Raw genomic sequence first — 20,075 nt, forward strand, 5'->3', positions numbered from 1 at the left:
ATCTACTCCGAATTTGCTATTCAGTTGAAAGCCGCGCCAGCGCCCCGCCGTCTATGGTAAGGCACTGCCCAGTGATGAAAGAGGAACACTTCCCATCTGCCAGAAAGAGGATGGCCTGCGCGATCTCTTCCGGACGCCCGACGCGGCCGATGGGGGTCGATTCCCCCAGCCGCCGCAGAAGCTCGGTGGTATCGGAGCCCCTCAGATGTCCCCTGCGCAGCCCGGATTCGAGCATGGGGGTGTCGATGGCGCCGGGGTTTATGCTGTTGACCCGGATGCCTGCGGATGCAAATTCGAGCGCGGCAGCACGGGTGAGAGCAGCCACCCCCCCCTTGCTGGCGGCGTACCCCGCGATTTTCTCGCTCGTTACCTGGGCATGCACCGATCCGATGTTCACCACGGCCCCGCCGGCCTCGGCCATAAGTGGAAAGGCGTGCTGGATGGAGAGGAAACAGGAGCGGAGGTTCACGTGCATGACCGTGTCCCACTCCTCGAGCGTCGTCTCCAGGAGCGGCTTGCATACCTGGACAGCCGCGTTGTTGACCAGCGCGTCGAGGCGCCCGGCAGCCTCCTTCACCTCGGCAAAAAGCGGCTCAAACACGGCGGGATCGGCAAGATCCGCCTTGATGAAGCGGAAAATGGGGGCGACTTCCGCAGGCAGGCGGCAATCGACGCCGATGACCTTCCACCCCTCGCGGGCGAAAAGTGTCGCGGTAGCAAAGCCAATCCCTCCTGCCACTCCTGTAATCAGTACCGCTCTGCTCATGACTCGCTCTCCTTGAGTACTTCCAGCAAGTTACGAATCGAATTCTCATGCACGCGTTCCCATGCGGCCTTGCTGCTGTTGGAATTGTGGGGAGCCAGTAAGGCTTGGGCCATATGCCTCAGAGGGCTCTCCGGGGGAAGCGGCTCCGTCTCGAAGACATCCAGACCTGCGCCGGCTATCTTTCCCTGCTGCAACGCCCTCACCAGTGCGGCTTCGTCCACTATTGGCCCGCGGGCGGTGTTGACCAGGACCGCCTGCTGCTTCATCAGGTCAAAAGCCGCGTCATTCATCAGGTGACGACTGGTGGGGTTGAGGTCGCAGTTGATGGTGACGAAATCGGATTGACGCAACAGCTCCTCCCAGGAAACCATGGTCACCCTGTGCTGCTCCAGGAATTCCTGCGGAACCTGGACCGGATCGTTGCCGAGGATGCGCATGCCGAACGCGGCGGCGCGGCGCGCGACCGCCTTCCCGACGTTCCCGACACCGATGACCCCGAGGGTGCACTCGCATAGCGAGGTCCCCGATATTTTCACCCAGTGTCCCTGCTTCATCTCGCGGTCCATCCAGGGGGTCCGCCTGGCAAAGGAGAGGATGTAGGCAAGAACTGAGTCGGCTACGGGCTCACTGAAGGCGTTCGGGGTGTTGCGGACCGCGACGTTCCTGCGGCGGCAGGCATCGAGGTCGAAGGAGTCGATCCCGGTTCCCCATTTTGAAAGCACCTTCAGGCGGGGGGCGGCTTGCAGCACCTTTTCGGTGAAACGGTCATCGCCGGCTATGACCCCGTCGATATCGCCTATCCACCTGAGCAGTTCGTCCTCGCTGAGGCGCTCGGTCACCGGGGGAAGGACGACCTCTATGCCATGCTCCGCGAAGACGGGGCGGAAACGTTCGATCTCAGGCTGCATGTAGGGAGCGGAGACGAGCACCTTCCACTTCATAGCCTCCCCTCCGTGTCCCTTCTTCTCTGGTACAGGATCTCGGCCACCTGGAAGTCGATATCGGTGTCGATATCGGTCGCCTCCAGGCGGTCAATCTCGAACATGAGGGGGCGCGACCCGATGCGGTTGCCGCACCTTTTCAGGCTATCGGCGCTGAAAAGGTACAGGTTGGAGTTTTCCTCGAAGATGGGGGTGAGGTCCTGGGTGCGCAGAAGTTTCTTGGGATCGTGATTGACCGGCCTTCCCTGGGCGTCCCAGAAACGGGAATGGATCGCCGTCACCGAGAAAAGGGAATCGTACTCCGGCAGGAGGTCGAAGAAGCTGTTCAGCGCACGGTTGACGGTCTCAGCGGTCAGCAGGGGGTTCGTGCTGTGGGTCTGCAGATACCACTGAGCCTGCAGCTGGCCGACCGTGTTTACCAGGACGTCGTTCATCGAGACTTCCCCCCCCCTAAGGTGCACGGGTCGCTCAATCAGGCGAACCTGGGGGAAACTTTGCGCGGCGTCCCCGAGGATGAAGGAACTGTCGGTATCGATGACTATCTCGCTGACCAGCGGTGCAGCAAGGAGGGTCTCCACCACGTGGTGATAAAGCGGGCGTCCTGCAAAGGAACGGTAATTTTTACCCGGCACCCTTTCGCTACCCTGCCTCATGGGGAGCAGCGCCGTCACTTTCTGGGACATGTCAATTCACCTGCTTTCCTGATAATGGCGCGGGCGGGCGCGCTTCAGCCCCCGACACCGATAAGCCTCACCCCCGGGGCAAGTATCCGCTGCGCGGCATCCACCGGGGACGGAGACGTCGATAACTTCAGTCATAGCTGATCAGCCGCTGCTTCTCGTTGCGAAGGGGCCCCTTGCTCTTCGAGAGCCGGTTGGGGTAATAGAATCGGCTCGCCAGTTCCGGGGGAACGAACCCCCTCTGCCTGTACCCGCGGTAGGTCCCGAAGAACTGCATCCACCTGAAGAGGATTACCCCCGCGATTTTGCGAAAAAACGATCCTTCGTGCCAGGCATGGCAGCAGTCCGAAAGCGCGTTGCCGACGAAAAGGAGCAGGAAATCGGAGGGGGAAAAGCTCCTGTCGGGGTAAATCCGCTTGAAAGCAATCGCCTCGCGGCGGTACCTGTTGTAGATCTGGGCCGCCTTCTCCTCATGAACGTGAACGATCTCTGCCTCGGCGCAGTAGGCAATCTTCTTGCCGGCTTCGAAGAATCGCTTGGCCCACTCCAGGTCCTCAAGGCCGGTAAGATCGCGGTTGTAGTGGTGCTCCTCCCACAGCGATCTGCGGATGGCGGCGTTCGCGTTATTGCAGAAGGGGTGCCCCTGGTCCGCGAGGCTCTCCTCCGGAAACCACTTCTTGTAGATCTGCTGCTCGGAGTACCACGCGTCGGCAGCCCCCCTTTGCTTGCCATACACCAGGGCAACCTCGGGGTCCGCAAAGGGCGCCAGAAGCCTTTCCAGCCAGTCGGTGTAGAGCGGGTAGACGTGAGCGCTAGCGATCACGATGAACTCGTACGAGGCGTGGGAGCAGCCGAGGTTCAGCGAGTGTCCGAAGGAGAACTCTTCCGGTTGCATACGCACTATCTTGACCGGGAACCTGCCGGCGATGGAAAGGGTCGCGTCGGTGGAGCCGGAGTCGACCACTATGATCTCCGTGTTCCTCACGCTCTGAGCCACGAGACCGGCAAGAAGTTTGCCGATATGCCTCTCCTCGTTGTAGCACCTGATCACTACCGAACAGCCCTGGCTCTTCACGTTGCTTGCATCACCCATCTTTGCAACCCCACTCCCTTTTGCCCCAGTCATGCTCCATGGCAGATGGAGCGCAGAGCGTGATACACCTTGTACAGCAGTAAACGAACCCTTTGCGCACGCGGCACGATCTGCCGGCACAGCGCGAGGTAGACGGTGAAGGCGGCTTTAGCCATCCCCCCCACGGGACGCTTCCTCAGTTCAGTGGAGATGGAGTGGCAACCGAACCGGCGACCTGCGCCGTACTTCGCGGCGAGCTGGGCCAGGCTTGCCGGGGCGGGAGGGTCGCAATCGAACCGGATCTTCTGCATGAGCAGCGGGCTCCTGTCGAAAGCCGCCAGGTACTCTTCGAGATGGCAGCGGTTGAGGCTGTCGTCGAAATAGACCCACTGCACTATCGGCTCGATGAGTTCCTCGGTTGTCGGGCCTGACCGCAGGTAATCGCGCATCTCGTCGGCGCCCCACAGAAGGTGTGCGTAATCCGGAATCGGGTTTTTCCCCGGCTTCCAAAAGCGCGCCTCCTTGTTGCCAACCACGGCAAAGACATGGTGACCGCGCGCGCTGGACCAGATCGGGGAGAACTCGGTATGAAAGACGCCTCCCGGCCGCAGCACGCGCTCCACCTCCGACAGAAAGAGGTCGAGTCCCTGGACGTGCTCCATAGTGGCCACTGCGAAAACAACGTCGAAGGAGCATTCCCCAAAGGGGAGCGCCCTTCCGTCCGCTCGAAGCAGGGACACGTTGCTCGGGAGCTCCCCCGCGGGGGCGGGAAAGCTCTCGGAGGGGTTGATGCCGACCACCCTGGCCCCGCTCAGCTCGGCAAGGGCGCAGGCGACCTCGCCGCCGATGTCGCTGCCTATTTCCAGGATGTCGCGGGTCCCCCGCGGCAGCAGGCGCATCACCTTTTGCACTGTGTCGTTTTGGTACGGGAGCATCTAAAACCCCTGGTCGATGGGCTGCTCGTTCTCCCGGCCGGCGAGGCAGACGGGGCAAACGGGATTTTCGAAACTCCCGGTCTGGAACTCGCCCTGCAGCCTCTTCGCGCGCGGCCCCTTCAAAATGCGGGCGCGGCTCTCCTCGAGCAGGTTTCCAAGCTTCGCGTGCAGGTGGATCCTCGGGCAGGCCGAGACGTCTCCATTACTGGAGATGTAGAGCTGCTGCCACGCGGCACGGCACGACTTTGGTTGCGGCGCGTCCAGATACCTGGGAACGCTGAATTCCATCCCGAAGGAACGGGCTTTCTCCTCCGCCGCGTCGATGATGCGGTTGGCAGCCCGCTTGTCCCTGACGGACTCGTCCGAGAGGTCAAGCCCCTTGTTCAGGATCAGGTGACGCCCGACGATGTTCTCGATGCCGACCGACCGGGCCAGCTCGACAAATGCCGGCAGTTCGCAGAGGTTCGACTCAACAAGCGTGAGGTTCGCCGAGATCCGGGGATACCGGCTGCCGCGCGCCTGCTTCAGCTCGGAAAGCATCTTCAGGTTGGCCAGGACCTTGTCGAAGCTTCCCCCCTTGCGGAGCTTCTCATAGGTCTCCTTGCCGGCTTCCCCGATGCTCACCACAAAGTCGTTCAACTGCGCGTCGATGAGGGCAGCGGCGATTTCCCCGGTGAGGATGTTGCCGTTCGTATAAATGGCGGTGCAGGGGATGCCGTGCCTGCCGACGGTCCTGACGATCTCCGCCGCGTCCTTCGCTATGGAATATTCCCAGGCGCAGGAAAGCTGCAGAGCGCTGATTCGCTTGTCGAGCTTTCCCAGTATCAGGTCGAGTTGACCGGGGGGCATGCAGACGACCTTGTCGTTTTCCCTGCTGCAAAACGAGCACCTGAGGTTGCACCCGTTGGTGGTGTCGATCAGGACGTTGTATTTCTGCCTGGCGAAAGGACGCAAGGTGCGGACCATGCCGCATCCTTGCACAAGCGCTCTGGTCAAGACGCTGGCAGGCAAAAGCTACGCCCCCTTCACAAAGATGCAGTGGATCTGGTCGTGGCTCTCTACCATCTGAACCGTACGGTAACCAAAAGATTGCACCAGTTCCATCACCTCATCGGGTGAAGAGCCGAAGTTGCCGAGGAATTGGGGATGAACCTCCATGAAGATGACGCGGGGAGCTTGGGTCGAGCGAAGCAGTCCCTGCATCCCCCTGAGAGCAAGGATCTCCGCTCCCTCGATGTCAATCTTGACCAGGTCCGGTGCGCGAATCTCCCCCCTCTTCAGAGCGTCATCTATGGTGTCGGTCTGGACCACCTCCCGTCCCCGTTCTCCCACCTTCCTCAAGCTGGGCGAGTTGCCGCCGGCGCCGTCGGTAAAAAGCTCGGCCTCTCCCGCCGTGTCCGAGACCGCCCACGGTACGACCGTTACCTGGTCCAGTTCGTTGAGACGGAGGTTCTTCTTAAGCCGCGACCGGTAGTAGGGGTCAGGCTCAAAGGCGTAGACGTCGGCGCCCAGCTTCGCGGCGTGGACGGTCACCAGGCCGACGCAGGCGCCGATGTCCAGAAGCGTCCGCCCCGGCTGCACCTGTTCCAGTATCTGGCGGGTAAAGGCCTCCTCGCCGCCGAAATCCTCGATGCGGTGGGCCTCGACCCCGTTCGAGACCTCGAACAATACTCCATCCGGAACGAAGTCGGTAAGGGTCGTGACCCGTGGGTAGCCGCCGCTGTCATTATTTTTTATGCGAAGCAGCAGTAAAAGCCTGTCAACCAGCATGGTCACCATCTTATGACTTTCTCCATACGCCGCAAAGCACCCCCTCGATGTGTGTCTCGTTGGTCGCTTGAGCGTCTTCCATAGGGATTTTGCGCCAGGTAGCCTGTCCCGGCAGCTCCGGGATCGAATAGGCAGGCACCGGTTTCAGGACCCTCGCCGGGGCCGGGAAAAGGCGCGCCGCGATCCGTCCCCTGGTCTGCGGCGGGGGGGCGCAGAGGTTCTGGTAATGGGCGTACTGGTACTCGTAGTAGTCGAGCCTCACCGGTTGTGCCAGCCCGTTGAACCTCCCGATCGACTCCCCGGTGTAGGTCCGTGCCGAGCCGAGCACGACCTTATCGTCGAGGCCGAAGGGGAAGGTCATCACGATGAGGCCGCCCGGGGCAAGGACCCGCAAAAGCTCCTTGAAAGCATTCAGGTCCCCCTCCGGGTCGACCTCGGGCTTTTGTTCCGCCACCACCTGCGGGTCGGCGAGGCCTATGTGCTCGATCACGCTCACTGCCAGGATTCGGTCGAAGCTGTCGCTTTGGAAGGGAAGGTCCCTAAGATCGGCGCGGTGGAAAGTGACGTTCTCAAAGGGGGCGTACGGTTCGTCGTAATCGGTAGCGTGGACTTCGATGGGAAGCTGCTCCAACCAAAGGTGCCAGGCCTTGTCCGCCTTCACCGTCCCTACGTCCAGCACCTTCGTCCCCCCGGCAAGCTGCCAGGCGGCGAAGGGGTATTCGACGCAGCGGCTGTGCAGCAGGTCGACGGGACGATGAAACAGCGGATTGGGCTTCACGTTGCCGGCGGCGTCCAGTTCGTAGATAGGCACGGTGACCTGACCCGCGTTGCAGTTTACTCCGGCCACTAGACGGGCTCCTTTATCATCTCGGTTGTCCACTCCAAGGGGACGGCTATAACGCCGGGCCGCTTGTCGGCATAGCTCAAGAGGGACGAGGGACGGGAATGCAGCTCCACCCCGAAGGCAAGGACGTCCTCCAGCCGCTGGTAGGTGCAGGTGTTCACTATCCCGGTACTCGTGGTTATGGAGTAGGAGCCTGACTTAAAGAGCGGGGACGGGAGCTTTATGCGCGACCGGTACAGCCCCTTAGGGCGGCTGGCGCGGCGGTCGAGAACCGTATCCGTGTCGAAGGAGAGGAAAAGTGTGGCGCCGTTTCGCTTCAGCTCGAAGTTCACCACCACGTCGGAGAGTTCCTGAAAGACACGGTACTCGAACTCCAGACAGATCGGGTCGAAGACGTCAAAGCTCCCGGTCGGCTCCCCATTCTGATTGACGACCCGCCCAGACACGATCTGTAATTTAAGCGACGGGTCCTCCTCTTGCTGAAAGGAGATGGAGTCGGGCCGAGTTCCGACTGCGTTCAGGTATTGTTCTATCGCTGCGCCGCTTTCCCCCTCAAAGGCGATACGGCCGGCGTCGAGCACGAGGCAACGATTGCAAAGGGCACGCACCATGTCCATCTGGTGGCTCACGAACAGCACGGTCCTTCCCTGCCTGCCAACCGCCTGCATCTTGCCAAGGCACTTCTTCTGAAACATCGCGTCCCCTACCGCCAGCACCTCGTCCACGATCAATATCTCCGGCTCGAGGTGTGCTGCCACTGCGAAGGCGAGGCGCACGTACATCCCGGAGGAGTAGCGTTTGACCGGGGTGTCGATGAACTTCTCGATCTCAGCGAAAGCGATGATCTCGTCCAGTCTGCTCCGTATGTCGGCCTTGCTCATGCCGAGGATGGCGCCGTTTAAAAAGACGTTCTCGCGGCCGGAAAGCTCGGGATGGAACCCGGTGCCTACCTCGAGAAGGCTGGCAATGCGCCCCTTGAAACGAACTTCGCCGCGGCTAGGCGCCGTCACCTGGGAGAGGATCTTCAGCAGGGTCGACTTCCCTGCGCCGTTACGCCCCACGATGCCGAGAACTTCCCCCTGCTCTACCCGGAAGGCGACCTCCCGGAGGGCCCAGAAGCGGTCGCAACCGGAGCCGCCAGCGCAGGCAGTGCTGCCGGCGTAGAGGGGCGCGTTGGGATCCTCGCGGCGACGCAGCCTCGCCCACCAACTTTGCAGGTCGCGCGACAGGGAGTGGTGGCTGATGCTACCCAGCCGGTACTCTTTCCAGAGGTTCTCAACCTCGATGACGGTATCACTCATCAAACGGTATCCATGAACGATTTTTCCACCCGGTTGAACAGCACCACCCCCGCCAGGAGGACGGCTACCGTCAAGACGAGGCTGGCGAGCCAGCTGTGGAGGTCGAAGGAACCTGTGCCGAGAAAGGCATGACGGAACACTTCGATGAGGGGCGCCATGGGGTTCAGTAACAGAAGCCAGCGCCATTTTTCCGGGAAGGCGGAGGCCGGGTACACCACCGGGGTGGCGAACATCCAAAGCTGCATCCCGAAACCGACCAGGTGCGAAAGGTCCCGGTATCTGATGGTCATGGAGGAGACCACAATGCCGCAGCCAAGTCCTAGCGCTGCCATCTGGAGCACCAAAAGCGGCAAAAGCACCATCCCCTGCGGTTCCGCCCAGAGATGACCCGAGCGATAGTAAACCAAAACGGCCAAAAACAGAAGGAATTGTATCCCGAAGGCAACGAGGTTACTGATAACCACGGAGATGGGGACGGTGAGCCTTGGGAAGTAGACCTTGCCGAAGACATGGGCATTGCCGACGAAGGTGTTCGAAGTGCTGACCAGACAGTCGGCGAAGTATTTCCAGCAGATGAGGCCAGAGAGGTAGAAAAGAAAAGGGGGTGCGCCGTCGGTCGGTATCCTGGCGACTTTTCCGAAGATGACGGTGAACACGAAGGTGGTCATGAGCGGCTGCAGCAGAAACCAGAGCGGACCCAGGATGGTCTGCTTGTAGATCGCCACGAAATCGCGCCAGACAAAAAGCGCTATCAGGTCCCTGTACTTCCATATCTCTGCGGGACGGAGGTCGAACCACCCGTTACGCGCAGAGATGACCTTGTCCCATCGGGCGGCACAGGCCCTTTTCGGTTCATCTATCATCGCTCTTCCTGTATGACACGGGGCGCATATTTTTCAAAAAGGGAAAGATCCTCGAGCAAAGATAAGCCGAGAGCGCGACAACTACCCATAAAGGCCCGAAGTTCTTTGCGATCACCCTGAGCGATTCCCCGTAAGGCTGCCGATCGCTCACACCGCCAGGGCGGGCGTAGCAAAGAAAGCCGGAACTGTACAAAAATCGCGCCCCACCCTTCCAGAGCCTCTGGTTCACGTCGAAGTCGGCGTACACCGGGAAAGCCACGTCGAAGGGAGGCGCTGGGTGCAAAGCCTTCTGCACCAGCAAGGCCTGGTGATGCATAGTGTTGTAAAGTTTCAAATGCAAGTCGCATCTCGGCGTGAAAACAGCCTCCTCCCCCATCAGAACCTTACCGTAAATCACATCGGCGTTTTTGAATTCCTCATCGCCGGGAAGGGATACGATGCGGTCCCCCGCTCCCAGGAATAGAACGAAGCTGTCGTCGTCTGCGGCCTCCCACCCCTTGTTCATGGCGTGGTAGATCCCGGCGTCCGGCTCGCTGACCCAGTAACGAAGCCGGTCGGCGTGGCGACGGATGATGTCGATGCTGCCGTCGGCGGAGCCGCCGTCGATGACGACGTATTCCAAGTCCCGGTGCTTCTTTTGCTCCAGGACGTTGAGCATGGTCTCTTCAAGAAGGCCAGCGTCATTACGAACCACGGTTATGACGGAGATGCGCGCCACGAGGTCAGCGCCTCGGCTCGCGCGCGGACGGCAGACCGCCGGTCCCTTCTCCGAAGAGAAGTTTGTAGATCATCACGGCGCGGTCGGTTTTCAGGAGCAGCAGCCGCAGCAGCATCGCCCCGAGCAGCACCAAAGAGACCGTGGGCAGCGCCTCAGGGTAGTAGCGCCGGGTGAAAACGATGCGGTTTCGCACGTTGAAGTAGTCACAGGTATAGCTTTTCTTCCGGGGATTGCTGCGGGTGCCGATGCTCCTTCCGACCTTGTGGTAGACAACGCTCTTCGGTGCGTAGGCAAGGGTAAAACGCCCCCGGGCCCGGTTGGCCCAGTCGGCTTCCTCGAAGTAGAGGAAGTAGTCTTCGCACATAAGCCCGATTTCCCGGAGGAACTCCTTCGACACCAAAAGCGAGGCCCCCTCGACGTAGTTCAGGGAGCGCTCGGCCGCGGCCGGGTCCGCTTTGAACCAGGGGGGGACGAAGCGGCCGTAATGCCAGGGGAGCCCGACCCACCGGCAGTAGTGGCCGCCGCCGTAAGCCTGCACCTTTTCTCTGCGGCCGTAGTAGCGCACGGTGGAGCCGCACATCCCGGTCGAGGGATGCTCCCGCATGCGCCGCATCAGGGCGCTGAGCGCGTCAGGCTCGACCACCGTGTCGTTATTCAGAAGCCAGGCGTAGCCGAAGTCGTCGCGCGCCAGGGCATAGCGGAGCGCCACGTTGTTGCCGCCGGCAAAGCCGAGGTTCTCGCCGTTTCTGATCAGGACGAAGGGGTGTTCCCAGGAGGGGATGCCACCGGTCACGGCCTCGGCGGCGGTGTACTCGGCCCAGTCCATCTCCCGCTCTTCCATCCAGTCCCGCAGCTTGTGCAGCGACTCGTCCCTGGAGCCGTTGTCGCAGATGACAACGGTGCAGGGGGAGTAATTGAGCGACAATAGGCTCTCCAGGCACTCCACCGTGTCCTGCCAGCCGTTCCAGTTGACGATGACGATATAGACCTTTTTCACCAGTAGATGCTCCAGCCGACCATCGCGACCCAGACCACACCTACGGGGAGGAGGACCCGGTCCTTCAAGAGCGATTCGGTCGGGTCGCCGCTTTGCCCGGACTGGACGCGCAGGATGTAGCGAAACAGCCCGAAGCAGCAAAGCGGGACGCTGTAGATGAGGGTGTGGCGGCTGATAGTGTACATGGCGTAGGTCACCAGCACGGCGCCACCGCTCATGTACATGATTCCTTCTAGAAATCCGGCGGGGTAATGCTCCAGATTTTCCCTGTGGTTCACTGCGCGTTCGCCCAAAAGACGATATTCGCACAGCCTCTTTCCGGTGCTCAGGAAGATGGAGAGAAGAAACACGCTCATAAAGAGCCAGGGCGAAATCTCGATGCGGAACACTTCGCCGCCGGCCTGAAGGCGGAGCAGAAAACCGGCAGAAATGCAAAACAGGTCGATAACTGGATAGGCCTTGAGCGCAAATGAATAGGAAAGCGTCACGCCCTGGTAGCAAAGCAGCAGGGTCAGGAACACCTTGGAACAGGAGACGGCGAGCACAAGCCCTGCCACAAGCAGCAGCACGGCCAGCAGTACGGCACCAGTGACGCTGACCCTCCCCGAAGGGATGGGGCGAAGGCTCTTTTGGGGATGAATCAGGTCGCGGTCGCGGTCCATCAGGTCGTTGAAGATGTAGCCTGAGCTGGAGACGCAGCAAAAGGCCAGCAGCGGGACCAATCCTCGCTCCAATTGCCCCTGTACCAGCAGTTGTCCCCCCAGAAACGGAGGGAAGAACAGCATCAGGTTCTTCAGCCATTGGTTGAGGCGAAGTATGGCAAAGTACGCTTTCATGGCCGGCTTCCCAGGTGGAGCAGCTGCTTCTTCAAAGCGGGGCGGTAAAGGGCATCGTGCGGCGCAAACTGGTAGGCCTTGAGAAAAAAGGATTTTGCCTCGCCTAAGGCATTCAATGCCAGAGCGAACTTGCCGCACTCGTAGAGCCAAAACGGATCGAGGGTTTTCTCATGCAGCAGCACCAGCGTGGCGATGATGTCGCGGGTCAGGTTCGTCTTGTCTTCCCCGGACAGGGAGGCAAGCCGCTTGCGGTCGGCGGTTTGCAGCATCTCGAGAAACACCGGCGGAGCGCCAGCCTTATCGGGAAAGAGGCTGAAGAAGTAGCTCCTGACGCCGGGATAGTCCCCTTTGGCCAGTATGGTAGCCATGATGTTGCCTTTGATGACGTACTTCGCCGAAGGGCGGTGATTGAGACGGTCTGCGCTGGCGAAGGCCTGGGCCGCAGCATCGACACGGTTATCCCTGAGAAGCAGCGCCCCCAGTTCATTATACAGCGGGGCGAAGTATGGCGACTTCACCAGCGCATCACGGTAGAACTGCTCCTTGTCCTGCCAGAGCGCGTTTCTTTGTTGGCACACCAGGGCGGATCCGGAGACAAGCAACGCCAGTACAAGGAGGGCTGCAACCTGAACCTTGCGCTCACGCCCGGAGAGAAAGGAGCAGACCCCCAGCGAGAAAAAGGCTGTCGGCAGGTATAGGTAGCGCTCGGCGACCGGCGTCCAGGAGATGTTACGCAGCACCAACACCAGGGCTGGAATGACCATGAGCGCCGCGGCGGCGAAAAAGCAGGAGGCCGGTTTCCCCCTGCGCAAAGAAAGCGGCAACCCTAGCGCCACCATGATGCCTAAAAGCGCGTATGGAGCAGGGATGTCGGTGATGGCGAAGTTCAGCGGCAGCGGAAACAGCATTTTCCTGCAGTAAAAGCCAAAGGCTGCAAGGATTGCTTGTAAATTCGTCCCCAAACGCGCGTCGTTCGGGGAAAGGAGCCGAGCTATGGCACTGAAGCTCCCGGAGTGCTGCATGACCAGCAGGAACAAAAGCCCCCCCGACACTAAAGCCGCAAGGAGCAGCAGCGCGACGGTACGCCGCGAGACAAGGGCCTGCCGGGGCAGTAAGCCATAGGCCAGGATCAGCGCGACCGGGATGAATGCGAGCGCCACCTCCTTGGTCAGTGCGGCGCAGACAAAGAGGGCGCCAGCCATGAGAAGCGACGTAACTTTGGGACTGTCGAGCCACTTCACCCAGAAAAAGCAGGCGGAAAGGCAGAAGAGCGCCAGCATGGGATCGGTCCTGCCGGCGATCCACCCCACCGCCTCGACGTTCACCGGGTGCAGTGCGAAAAGGAAAGCCGCGCCAAGAGGGAGCAGAGGGTGCGCCTCCGGCTGGCGGCTGCAGAGAAGGCGTGCCAGCGCGAACACCAGCGCCGCGTTCGCCAGGTGCAGCAGTACGTTCTCAAGATGCATGGCGCTCGGCGCCATGCCCCAGAGGCGCTGGTCAATCCAGTAGGACAGTTCCAGCAGAGGACGGTAATAGTAGCCCGTCCCGGGGGCAAGCACTTTGGAGAGCGAGGGCGAACTCGAGTAAAGGGAGACGATACCGGGATCATCGATGGTGTGGATCCCGCCGGTGAGTGCAGGGTAATAAATGGCGATGACCACTGCGGCTAGCAGCAGAAAGGAGAGCAGCGACTGTTGCAGCGGCTTTTTACCGAGCCACAAGTTCAAGGAAGAAGGCCTCCATGTTTTTGCGACGCGGCTCGATTTTCTCTATGGCCAGCTTCTGGTCCAGCGTCTGCTTCAGGAAAGAGGGGAGCTCCTCCTTGTGCACGAAGAGCTCCTGCACCTGTCCGTCAGCACTCGCGGCCGTGACGTCATACCCCTCTACCCCGCGCTCAAGAATGTTCTCCACGCGATCCACGGCGAGGAGGTCGCCCTTGTTGATCACGGCGACCCTGTCGCACACCTTCTCCACGTCGTCGGTGATATGGGTGCTGAAAAACACGCATTTGCGGCGTTTTTTCAGGTCCAGGATGATCTCTTTGACCAGGGCGCGCCCCAGCGGGTCCAGACCGCTCATCGGTTCGTCCAGTATGTAGACCTCCGGGTCGTGGATGAGCACCTGGGCAAGCCCAAGGCGTTGCACCATGCCTTTGCTGTAAGTGCGAATCAGACGCTTGCGGGGTTCCCATAGTTCGAGCAGGTTCAGCACCTCCTGGACGCGACGGGCCGCGTCCTCAGGTGACATGTCAAACATCTTGCCGACGAAGCGGAGATACTCCTCTGCACTCAGGTAGTCGTAGAAGGCAGGATTTTCGGGAAGGTAGCCGACCTGCCTGCGGGCTTGCGGGGAGGCGATGTCGCACCCCAAGATGGAGGCTGCTCCGGCAGTGGGGCGGATCAGTCCCATCAAGCATTTGATGGTTGTGCTCTTTCCTGCTCCGTTTGGTCCCAGAAAGCCGAAGACCTCACCTTGCTCAATGTCAAGGCTCAATCCCTTCAGGGCTTCAACCGTCCTCAGCTTTTTCGTCTTGTAGCTCTTGGAGAGCCCTCTGATCTCAACTGCGTACATCGATTTTCCTCACTTTTTTCCGGTGGCAAAGGCAAACTTGCTGGTTGTGGAGACCTTGCCGGTGGCTTCGAGGTAGAAGGCCCCCCCATAGGGATCAGACGGCTTCGGGTCCAAAAGCCCTGCATGAACAAGTTGCTCGACCGTAGCGGGCGGAGCGCCATGTTGAGCAGCGAAAAGGTCCCTGGCGACCTCGATGCGACGTGCCTCTTGAAAGGCCTGCAGGCGGATCTGGTAGCTCTTCCTGATGGCGGGGTTGTTGGCGGTCCGCACCATCCCTTTCAGGTAACCAATGGCCAACTCAGTTTGACCGGACTCCTGCAGGTAGCGCCCAGCAAGTTTTATGTGCAGGTCCATGCCGCTTAAATCTCCGGCCTTTCGGTAGTACTCCGCTGCCTTGGGGTAGTCCTTGAGGAAGAAGGCGTGATTGAACCCGGCGAAGAAGGGGAGGTACCAGTCCCAGGACCGGTACTGCATCCCGTACTTCAGCATCTCGTTCGCCACTTCGATCTGCCCGGCATCCCAGGTCAGGAAGCTTTGGGCGAAATAGTAGCAGTCCATGTTGTAGGGATCGAGCCGAACCGCCTGGTGCAGCAGACGAGACATCCCCTGCAGATCAGCAGGCTCGGACAACCGCCCATTTTGCATCTTGCCGATCAGGCCGCCGAAGTACATCGTCACCTTGAGCACCAGCGAAGCGCCGACGAACTCCTTGTGATCGGCGCTCAAGGGCTTCAGGACCTTGATGCTGGGAACGTAGCCAAGCTTCTCCGCGATCGGCTTGTTGCGCATGTAGGAGGCGAAAGGGGAGATCAACAGTGAGTAACTGACCAGACCCACCATGAGCAGCGCCAGCGGGGCACGTTTGGTCACTGCATCTCCCTCCTATCGAACAGGAGAGCGGCAGCGCCCAGCAGGATGGAGGTGTAGGCGAGGAAATAGCCTAGCGTGATCATCAGTCCGTTCGGGTTGGGCTGGATACCGTATATGGCGTTCACGTTCAGGTCGAACCCGGCCAGGTTAGGCAGCAGGTAGTACAAAACGGTGGCCGCCGACTTCAAGAAGGGGGAAACCGCGTTGGCCGAGGCGGGCATGTGCACATACTCGTACACCTGCTGCGTGATGCCGCTGGCGAGGAAGGCGCAGATGGTGCCGAAGATGGGGAGAAAGAATGAGGTGCTCACCGTCGACAACAGCAAGGCCACCCCGACGAGGAGGATGTACTTAAGCGTGGCGAAGAGCAGCGCCAGAACCAGTGCGCCCCAGAGAACCGGCCGGTCAGGGGGGTACATCAAAACGGCGAATTTGATGGCGAGCAGGGCAGCAACAGCCAGAACCGCTGCAGTGATGACCAGAAATAGCGCGAGCCCGAAGAACCTGCCCAGGAGGTACGAGCTGCGGCTTACCGGCAGGCTGATCACACTGAAGGTGTAGCGCCGTTCCATGTCCTTCCAAAGCGAGGTCGCGCCCAAAAACACCGAGAGCAGCAGCAGGATGAAAGAGATCAAAGACAGGGAAAGGGTGATCGATGTTTCCACCACCTGACGCATGGAAAGGGATGCGGCCGAGGGAATGAAGAGGAACAAGACCGCAAGTGCCATGATCCCCTGAAAAACGCGGTCTCTAAAAATGCCTTTCAACGTAATCTGTATGATGCTGGTCACAAAGACAGCTCCCTTTGAAAAAAATCCACTCTTATTCGGCCTCAGCCCCACGCGCGATCCCGCGCCGGTTCGAGATGGTTTGTCGCACATTAAAAAGGAAAAGCGGAATGCCGAAACATCCCGCTTACCTGTCTAGTTGTCAGCTTATACCGGTTTTTAGTAGGAGGTCCAGCCATTGCCTACGAAGCTGGAGGTGGCTGCCGAACCCGAGGTGATGCCAGTCAGCATTGTGGTAGCGAGGGTTCCGGAGGTCACTTGCCTCCAATAGATGTTGTTGACGCCGTTGCAGGTACCGAAGACCTTAGAACCGGTGGTGTGCTTGGTTATGATCAGGTAGGCGGTGTTGCCCGGGTAGTCGACCAGCCCGTTAACGCCGGTGGAGGTCTTAACGAGCGAGGTCGGTGCGGCTAGAGCTTCAGCAGCGCCGGTACCACCGTAGATTGCCACAGCACCGCCGGTGGTCGGGACGTGAGTAGCAAGCGGCGCAGCGAAAGCCGCGGTCGAAGCGAACACAACAAGCGATGAAAGCAGAGCCATTTTCTTCATATATCCTCCCATGAATCGTTAAATTTATATGCCTAGTTAGTGAACGTCGTAAGCTGCGGGATAGGCCTGGAAATCAGCCTGGTATGCTTCCTGGCCTGTCTTCCAGTTCTTCAGGTCAGAATTGGACGCAGCGTTGTAGGCCTTCTCGCGGTACGCGGAGAACTGCGGGATTGCGATGGCGGCGAGGATACCGATGATCGCAACGACGATCAAGAGCTCGATCAGGGTGAAGCCTTTGTTGCTTCTGAGTTTGTTTAACATCTGTTTCTCCTTTTCGTTGGTGGGTTGCCGACTCTAAAGATCCAGGTAGAAACCTGTAACCTGCTCAAGACGACATCTCATTAGCAAGTAGCGGGCCAACAGCGGAAAAACCTACAACACCCTGAAGTAGCATACTTATTGCCGAGAAATATTAAAGCCGCGATTTTTACCAAAAGCGGCACTGCGACAATTTTGGGTCCAACAAGGTGACGTTTTTCGTCACCTACTCCTCGTCCATGCCGAATTTCGCCAGTCGGTAGCGGAAGGAACGGAAGGTCATCCCCAAGAGCGCCGCCGCCCGTTTCTTCACTCCTCCGCACTTATCCAGCGCCTGCACCAGGAGCTTTTGCTCCAGGTTGTCCAGGTACGCCTGCAGGTCCATCCCCTCTTCGGGGATCTCCGTCTCGCCGTTTGCCGGGGTAACGCTTTTATGCTCGCGCACGCCGGCGGGGAGGCAGTCGAGGGCGATGACGCGGCTTCCCAGCACCACGCAGCGCTCCACCAGGTTCTCGAGTTCCCTTACGTTGCCGGGGAAGGGGTAGTTGAACAGCGCCTTCAGCGCGTCCGGGGTGATGATCTCGTCGGCGCCGGACCAAAGGGAGTACTTCTTGTAGAAGTGCTCGACCAGGGCAGGAATGTCCTCGGCCCGCTCCTTGAGCGACGGCATGCGGAGCATGACCACGTTGAGGCGGTAGAAAAGGTCCTCGCGGAAGCTTCCCTCCCGCACCTGCTCTTCGAGGTTGCGGTTGGAGGCGGCCACGATGCGCACGTCCGCCTTGAGCGAGGTGGCGCCTCCCACCCGGCGGAACTCGCGCTCCTGCAGCACCCGCAAAAGCTTCGCCTGCAACTGCAGCGGCACCTCGCCGATCTCGTCGAGAAACAGCGTCCCCCCTTCGGCCTGTTCAAAGAGGCCGGGACGGTCAGCGATGGCGCCGGTAAAGGCCCCCTTGGCGTGCCCGAAGAGCTCGCTCTCGATCAGGGTCTCGGGGATGGCGCCGCAGTTGACCGCGACGAAGGGGGCGCTTTTCCTGGGGGAGTTGTAATGGATCGCCTTCGCGGCCAGTTCCTTGCCGGTGCCGCTCTCGCCGGTGATGAGCACGTTGGCAGTACTGTCGGCCACCTTGGCGATCAGGTCGTACACCTCGCGCATCTGCTTGCTCTTGCCGATCAGGCCGGAAAAACTGAAACGTTCCTGCACCTCGGCCTTCAGCCGCTTGTTCTCCTGTACCAGGCTCTGCTTTTCCAGGGCGTTTCTGACCAGCACCTTCACCTCTTCCACCTTGAAGGGTTTTCCTATGTAGTCGTAAGCGCCAAGCTTCATCGCCTCGACCGCCTGCTCGGCCGTGGTGAAGGCGGTAATCATCAGCACCGCTGTCTCGGGGGACTCGCTCTTGATCCTGGAGAGGAGCTCTATTCCCCCAAGCCCGGGCATCAGGACGTCCGAGATCACCATCTCGTAGCGCTGCTCCCCCATGCAGCGCAGCGCGTCCTCAGCGCTCTCGGCCTGGTCCACCAGATACCCCTCCCCTTCCAGCAGGATGGAGAGAAATTCACGCATACTCAGTTCATCGTCGACTACCAGTATCCTGGCGCGCATCGCTTTACCTCTCAGACAAAATGGGTGTTCCGTTTGCCGCGGCAACCCTCGTGTTTTGATGATCGTCGGTCAGATCGAGCCCTTCAGCGCATATCCGTTCACGCGGGAAGATAGAGGGTGACCGTGGTCCCGGCCCCTTCGGCGCTGTCAACGACCATGCGGCCTCCGTGGGTCTCGACGATACGGTAAACGGTGGCAAGACCGAGGCCCGTCCCCCCCTTCTTGGTGGTGAAGAAGGGCTCGAAGACCCGCTTCACATCCGCCTGGTTCATCCCGGAGCCGCTGTCCCTGACGCTGATCCGAACCTCGCCCTTCTTTCCGCTGCGGACGGCGCTGGCCTCGAGGACGATGGCCCCTTCCCCGGCTATCGCCTCGGCGCTGTTCACCAACAGATTCCAGAAGACCTGCGAACACTGGTCCTTGTCGAAGACCACCACCAGGTCATCGGGCACCCGGTTCTCGATAGTCACCCCAGCGAGGCGCGGGTCGGTGGATAAAAGCGAGCAGAGGTCGGCGATAACCTGGCGCAGCTTGAGGGGGATCTTCGTGGGCTGGGTAGGTTTGGCGTAGAAGAGGAAATCGCGCAAGAGTCCGTCCAGGCGGTCGGTCTCCCTCAGGATGATGGAGAACAGGCGCTTGTCCTTCTCGTCGACCCTGGGCCTGAGCGCCACCAACTGCACCGACCCGCTGATGGCGGCGAGGGGGTTCCTGATCTCGTGCGCCATGCGGGCGGAAAGCTCCCCGACGGCGGCGAGCCGGTCCGCTCGTTTCAACTCCGCTGCTAGACGCTTCATCTCGGTCAGGTCGTGGATGTCGAAGATCGCACCGACGGTAACGCCGTCCTTGTCCGTGAGCGGCACCGACTTGAAGGAGAGGAGCAGTTGCCGCCCGTCCCCCCCCTGGTGCCGGAACTCGCCCTGTCCCCCTTCGAAGAAGCAACTGTCGAAGGGGGAGAGCCCTGCGATCGCCTCGGCCAGCGGACGGTCGTAGGCCTGCTGCTGCGAGAGCCCGGTCAGATGCTCCATGTAACGGTTGAAGACGCGGATCCTTCCGGCGGGGTTGATGGTGAGGAGCCCGGAGTCGATCGCCGAGACGATGCAGGAGTTCAGCCGCTCCAGTTCCTCGTAGTCGATCACCTTCTCCTGGAAGGCGCTTTCGGAGCGCCTGGCCCTCTCGGAGAGGTGCCCGGCGAGAATCGCCGTGAGGAAAAACGCGGCGCAGTAGAGAAAGATCAGATAGAAGAGGTACTCGGCCCCGTACTGATGCGCCGGGGAGGGGGAGAGTCCCAGCGGAACGAGCTTGCCGTAGTACTGGAAATCCAGGATAGCCCCGTAGAGGATGACGCAGAGCGAGGCGGTGTAGTACGCCTGCGAGCGGGCCAGGAGCGTGCTGGCGCTGATGATCGAGAGGAAGTAGAGAAAGGCGTAGGGGGAAGTCACCCCGCCCGAGATCAGGATCATCACCGTGACCAGGATCAGATCCCAGACGATCTGGGCGTAGGTGAGGGTGCGCACCTGGCGGGAGTAGTACAGCACCGCCAGCGACCCGAGGGAGAAAACGTAGGTGGCGACGATAAGCCTTATCAGCACCTTCGGGGCGACGTCGCCGCTTACGTCGTAGGTATGTACGTCAAGATACAAGGTGGTGACCAAAAAGACGGACACCACCAGCAGCCTAAGCAGTATGAACCAGAAGACCCTTTTCCTGTCGATCATCCAA

21 protein-coding genes are annotated in these 20,075 nt (G+C 60.3%); all 21 read right to left on the reverse strand.

Features of this window, described 5'->3' with window-relative positions; all coding sequences use genetic code 11:
* Positions 1-16: 16 nt before the first annotated feature.
* Positions 17-766, reverse strand: coding sequence for an SDR family NAD(P)-dependent oxidoreductase (locus tag K419_RS0103950; protein ID WP_026840438.1), 750 nt, complete (start codon positions 764-766; stop codon positions 17-19).
* Positions 763-1,707 (reverse strand): phosphoglycerate dehydrogenase, encoded by a 945-nt coding sequence (locus K419_RS0103955; RefSeq protein WP_026840439.1) that lies wholly within the window; start codon positions 1,705-1,707, stop codon positions 763-765. The genes K419_RS0103950 and K419_RS0103955 overlap by 4 nt, the downstream gene beginning before the upstream one ends.
* The gene (locus K419_RS0103960; protein WP_026840440.1) at positions 1,704-2,390 is read right to left on the reverse strand and encodes an acylneuraminate cytidylyltransferase family protein; all 687 of its coding nucleotides are present in this window, start codon (positions 2,388-2,390) and stop codon (positions 1,704-1,706) included. Before K419_RS0103960 ends, K419_RS0103955 begins: the two co-directional genes overlap by 4 nt.
* 127 nt (positions 2,391-2,517) lie before the next feature.
* Positions 2,518-3,480 (reverse strand): glycosyltransferase, encoded by a 963-nt coding sequence (locus tag K419_RS21550; RefSeq protein WP_051292861.1) that lies wholly within the window; start codon positions 3,478-3,480, stop codon positions 2,518-2,520.
* 29 nt (positions 3,481-3,509) lie between these two features.
* Positions 3,510-4,394, reverse strand: a complete 885-nt coding sequence (locus K419_RS22725; protein ID WP_051292862.1) for a class I SAM-dependent methyltransferase — start codon at positions 4,392-4,394, stop codon at positions 3,510-3,512.
* Positions 4,395-5,360, reverse strand: coding sequence for a radical SAM protein (locus K419_RS0103975; RefSeq protein WP_026840441.1), 966 nt, complete (start codon positions 5,358-5,360; stop codon positions 4,395-4,397). It abuts the gene before it with no gap.
* Between the two features lie 48 nt (positions 5,361-5,408).
* Positions 5,409-6,164, reverse strand: a complete 756-nt coding sequence (locus tag K419_RS21560; protein ID WP_226377617.1) for an FkbM family methyltransferase — start codon at positions 6,162-6,164, stop codon at positions 5,409-5,411.
* Between the two features lie 10 nt (positions 6,165-6,174).
* Positions 6,175-7,011 carry a class I SAM-dependent methyltransferase gene (locus tag K419_RS22730; protein ID WP_026840442.1) on the reverse strand — a complete coding sequence of 279 codons (837 nt, stop codon included), beginning with the start codon at positions 7,009-7,011 and terminating at the stop codon, positions 6,175-6,177.
* On the reverse strand, positions 7,011-8,309 hold the full coding sequence (locus K419_RS0103990) for an ABC transporter ATP-binding protein (RefSeq protein ID WP_026840443.1): 1,299 nt from the start codon (positions 8,307-8,309) through the stop codon (positions 7,011-7,013). The genes K419_RS22730 and K419_RS0103990 overlap by 1 nt, the downstream gene beginning before the upstream one ends.
* Complete coding sequence (locus tag K419_RS0103995) at positions 8,309-9,172, reverse strand: ABC transporter permease (RefSeq protein ID WP_026840444.1); 864 nt, start codon at positions 9,170-9,172, stop codon at positions 8,309-8,311. The genes K419_RS0103990 and K419_RS0103995 overlap by 1 nt, the downstream gene beginning before the upstream one ends.
* Positions 9,162-9,890 (reverse strand): glycosyltransferase family 2 protein, encoded by a 729-nt coding sequence (locus K419_RS0104000; protein ID WP_026840445.1) that lies wholly within the window; start codon positions 9,888-9,890, stop codon positions 9,162-9,164. The genes K419_RS0103995 and K419_RS0104000 overlap by 11 nt, the downstream gene beginning before the upstream one ends.
* 4 nt (positions 9,891-9,894) lie before the next feature.
* Positions 9,895-10,887, reverse strand: a complete 993-nt coding sequence (locus K419_RS0104005) for a glycosyltransferase family 2 protein (RefSeq protein ID WP_026840446.1) — start codon at positions 10,885-10,887, stop codon at positions 9,895-9,897.
* Positions 10,884-11,723, reverse strand: a complete 840-nt coding sequence (locus K419_RS0104010; protein ID WP_026840447.1) for a decaprenyl-phosphate phosphoribosyltransferase — start codon at positions 11,721-11,723, stop codon at positions 10,884-10,886. The genes K419_RS0104005 and K419_RS0104010 overlap by 4 nt, the downstream gene beginning before the upstream one ends.
* Positions 11,720-13,447, reverse strand: coding sequence for an ArnT family glycosyltransferase (locus K419_RS0104015; protein WP_026840448.1), 1,728 nt, complete (start codon positions 13,445-13,447; stop codon positions 11,720-11,722). The genes K419_RS0104010 and K419_RS0104015 overlap by 4 nt, the downstream gene beginning before the upstream one ends.
* Positions 13,428-14,291, reverse strand: coding sequence for an ABC transporter ATP-binding protein (locus K419_RS0104020; RefSeq protein ID WP_026840449.1), 864 nt, complete (start codon positions 14,289-14,291; stop codon positions 13,428-13,430). Before K419_RS0104020 ends, K419_RS0104015 begins: the two co-directional genes overlap by 20 nt.
* 9 nt (positions 14,292-14,300) lie before the next feature.
* Positions 14,301-15,161, reverse strand: a complete 861-nt coding sequence (locus K419_RS0104025; protein ID WP_026840450.1) for a hypothetical protein — start codon at positions 15,159-15,161, stop codon at positions 14,301-14,303.
* Positions 15,158-16,003, reverse strand: a complete 846-nt coding sequence (locus tag K419_RS0104030) for an ABC transporter permease subunit (RefSeq protein WP_455423167.1) — start codon at positions 16,001-16,003, stop codon at positions 15,158-15,160. The genes K419_RS0104025 and K419_RS0104030 overlap by 4 nt, the downstream gene beginning before the upstream one ends.
* A 105-nt stretch (positions 16,004-16,108) precedes the next feature.
* Positions 16,109-16,498, reverse strand: a complete 390-nt coding sequence (locus tag K419_RS0104035) for a hypothetical protein (RefSeq protein WP_026840452.1) — start codon at positions 16,496-16,498, stop codon at positions 16,109-16,111.
* 36 nt (positions 16,499-16,534) lie between these two features.
* On the reverse strand, positions 16,535-16,759 hold the full coding sequence (locus tag K419_RS0104040) for a type IV pilin protein (protein ID WP_026840453.1): 225 nt from the start codon (positions 16,757-16,759) through the stop codon (positions 16,535-16,537).
* A gap of 223 nt (positions 16,760-16,982) precedes the next feature.
* Complete coding sequence (locus K419_RS0104045) at positions 16,983-18,356, reverse strand: sigma-54-dependent transcriptional regulator (protein WP_026840454.1); 1,374 nt, start codon at positions 18,354-18,356, stop codon at positions 16,983-16,985.
* Between the two features lie 98 nt (positions 18,357-18,454).
* Positions 18,455-20,071, reverse strand: coding sequence for a two-component system sensor histidine kinase NtrB (locus K419_RS0104050; RefSeq protein ID WP_026840455.1), 1,617 nt, complete (start codon positions 20,069-20,071; stop codon positions 18,455-18,457).
* Positions 20,072-20,075 lie beyond the last annotated feature (4 nt).

Source organism: Citrifermentans bremense R1, from assembly GCF_000426865.1.
In the GTDB taxonomy this organism is placed as follows: domain Bacteria; phylum Desulfobacterota; class Desulfuromonadia; order Geobacterales; family Geobacteraceae; genus Geomonas; species Geomonas bremensis.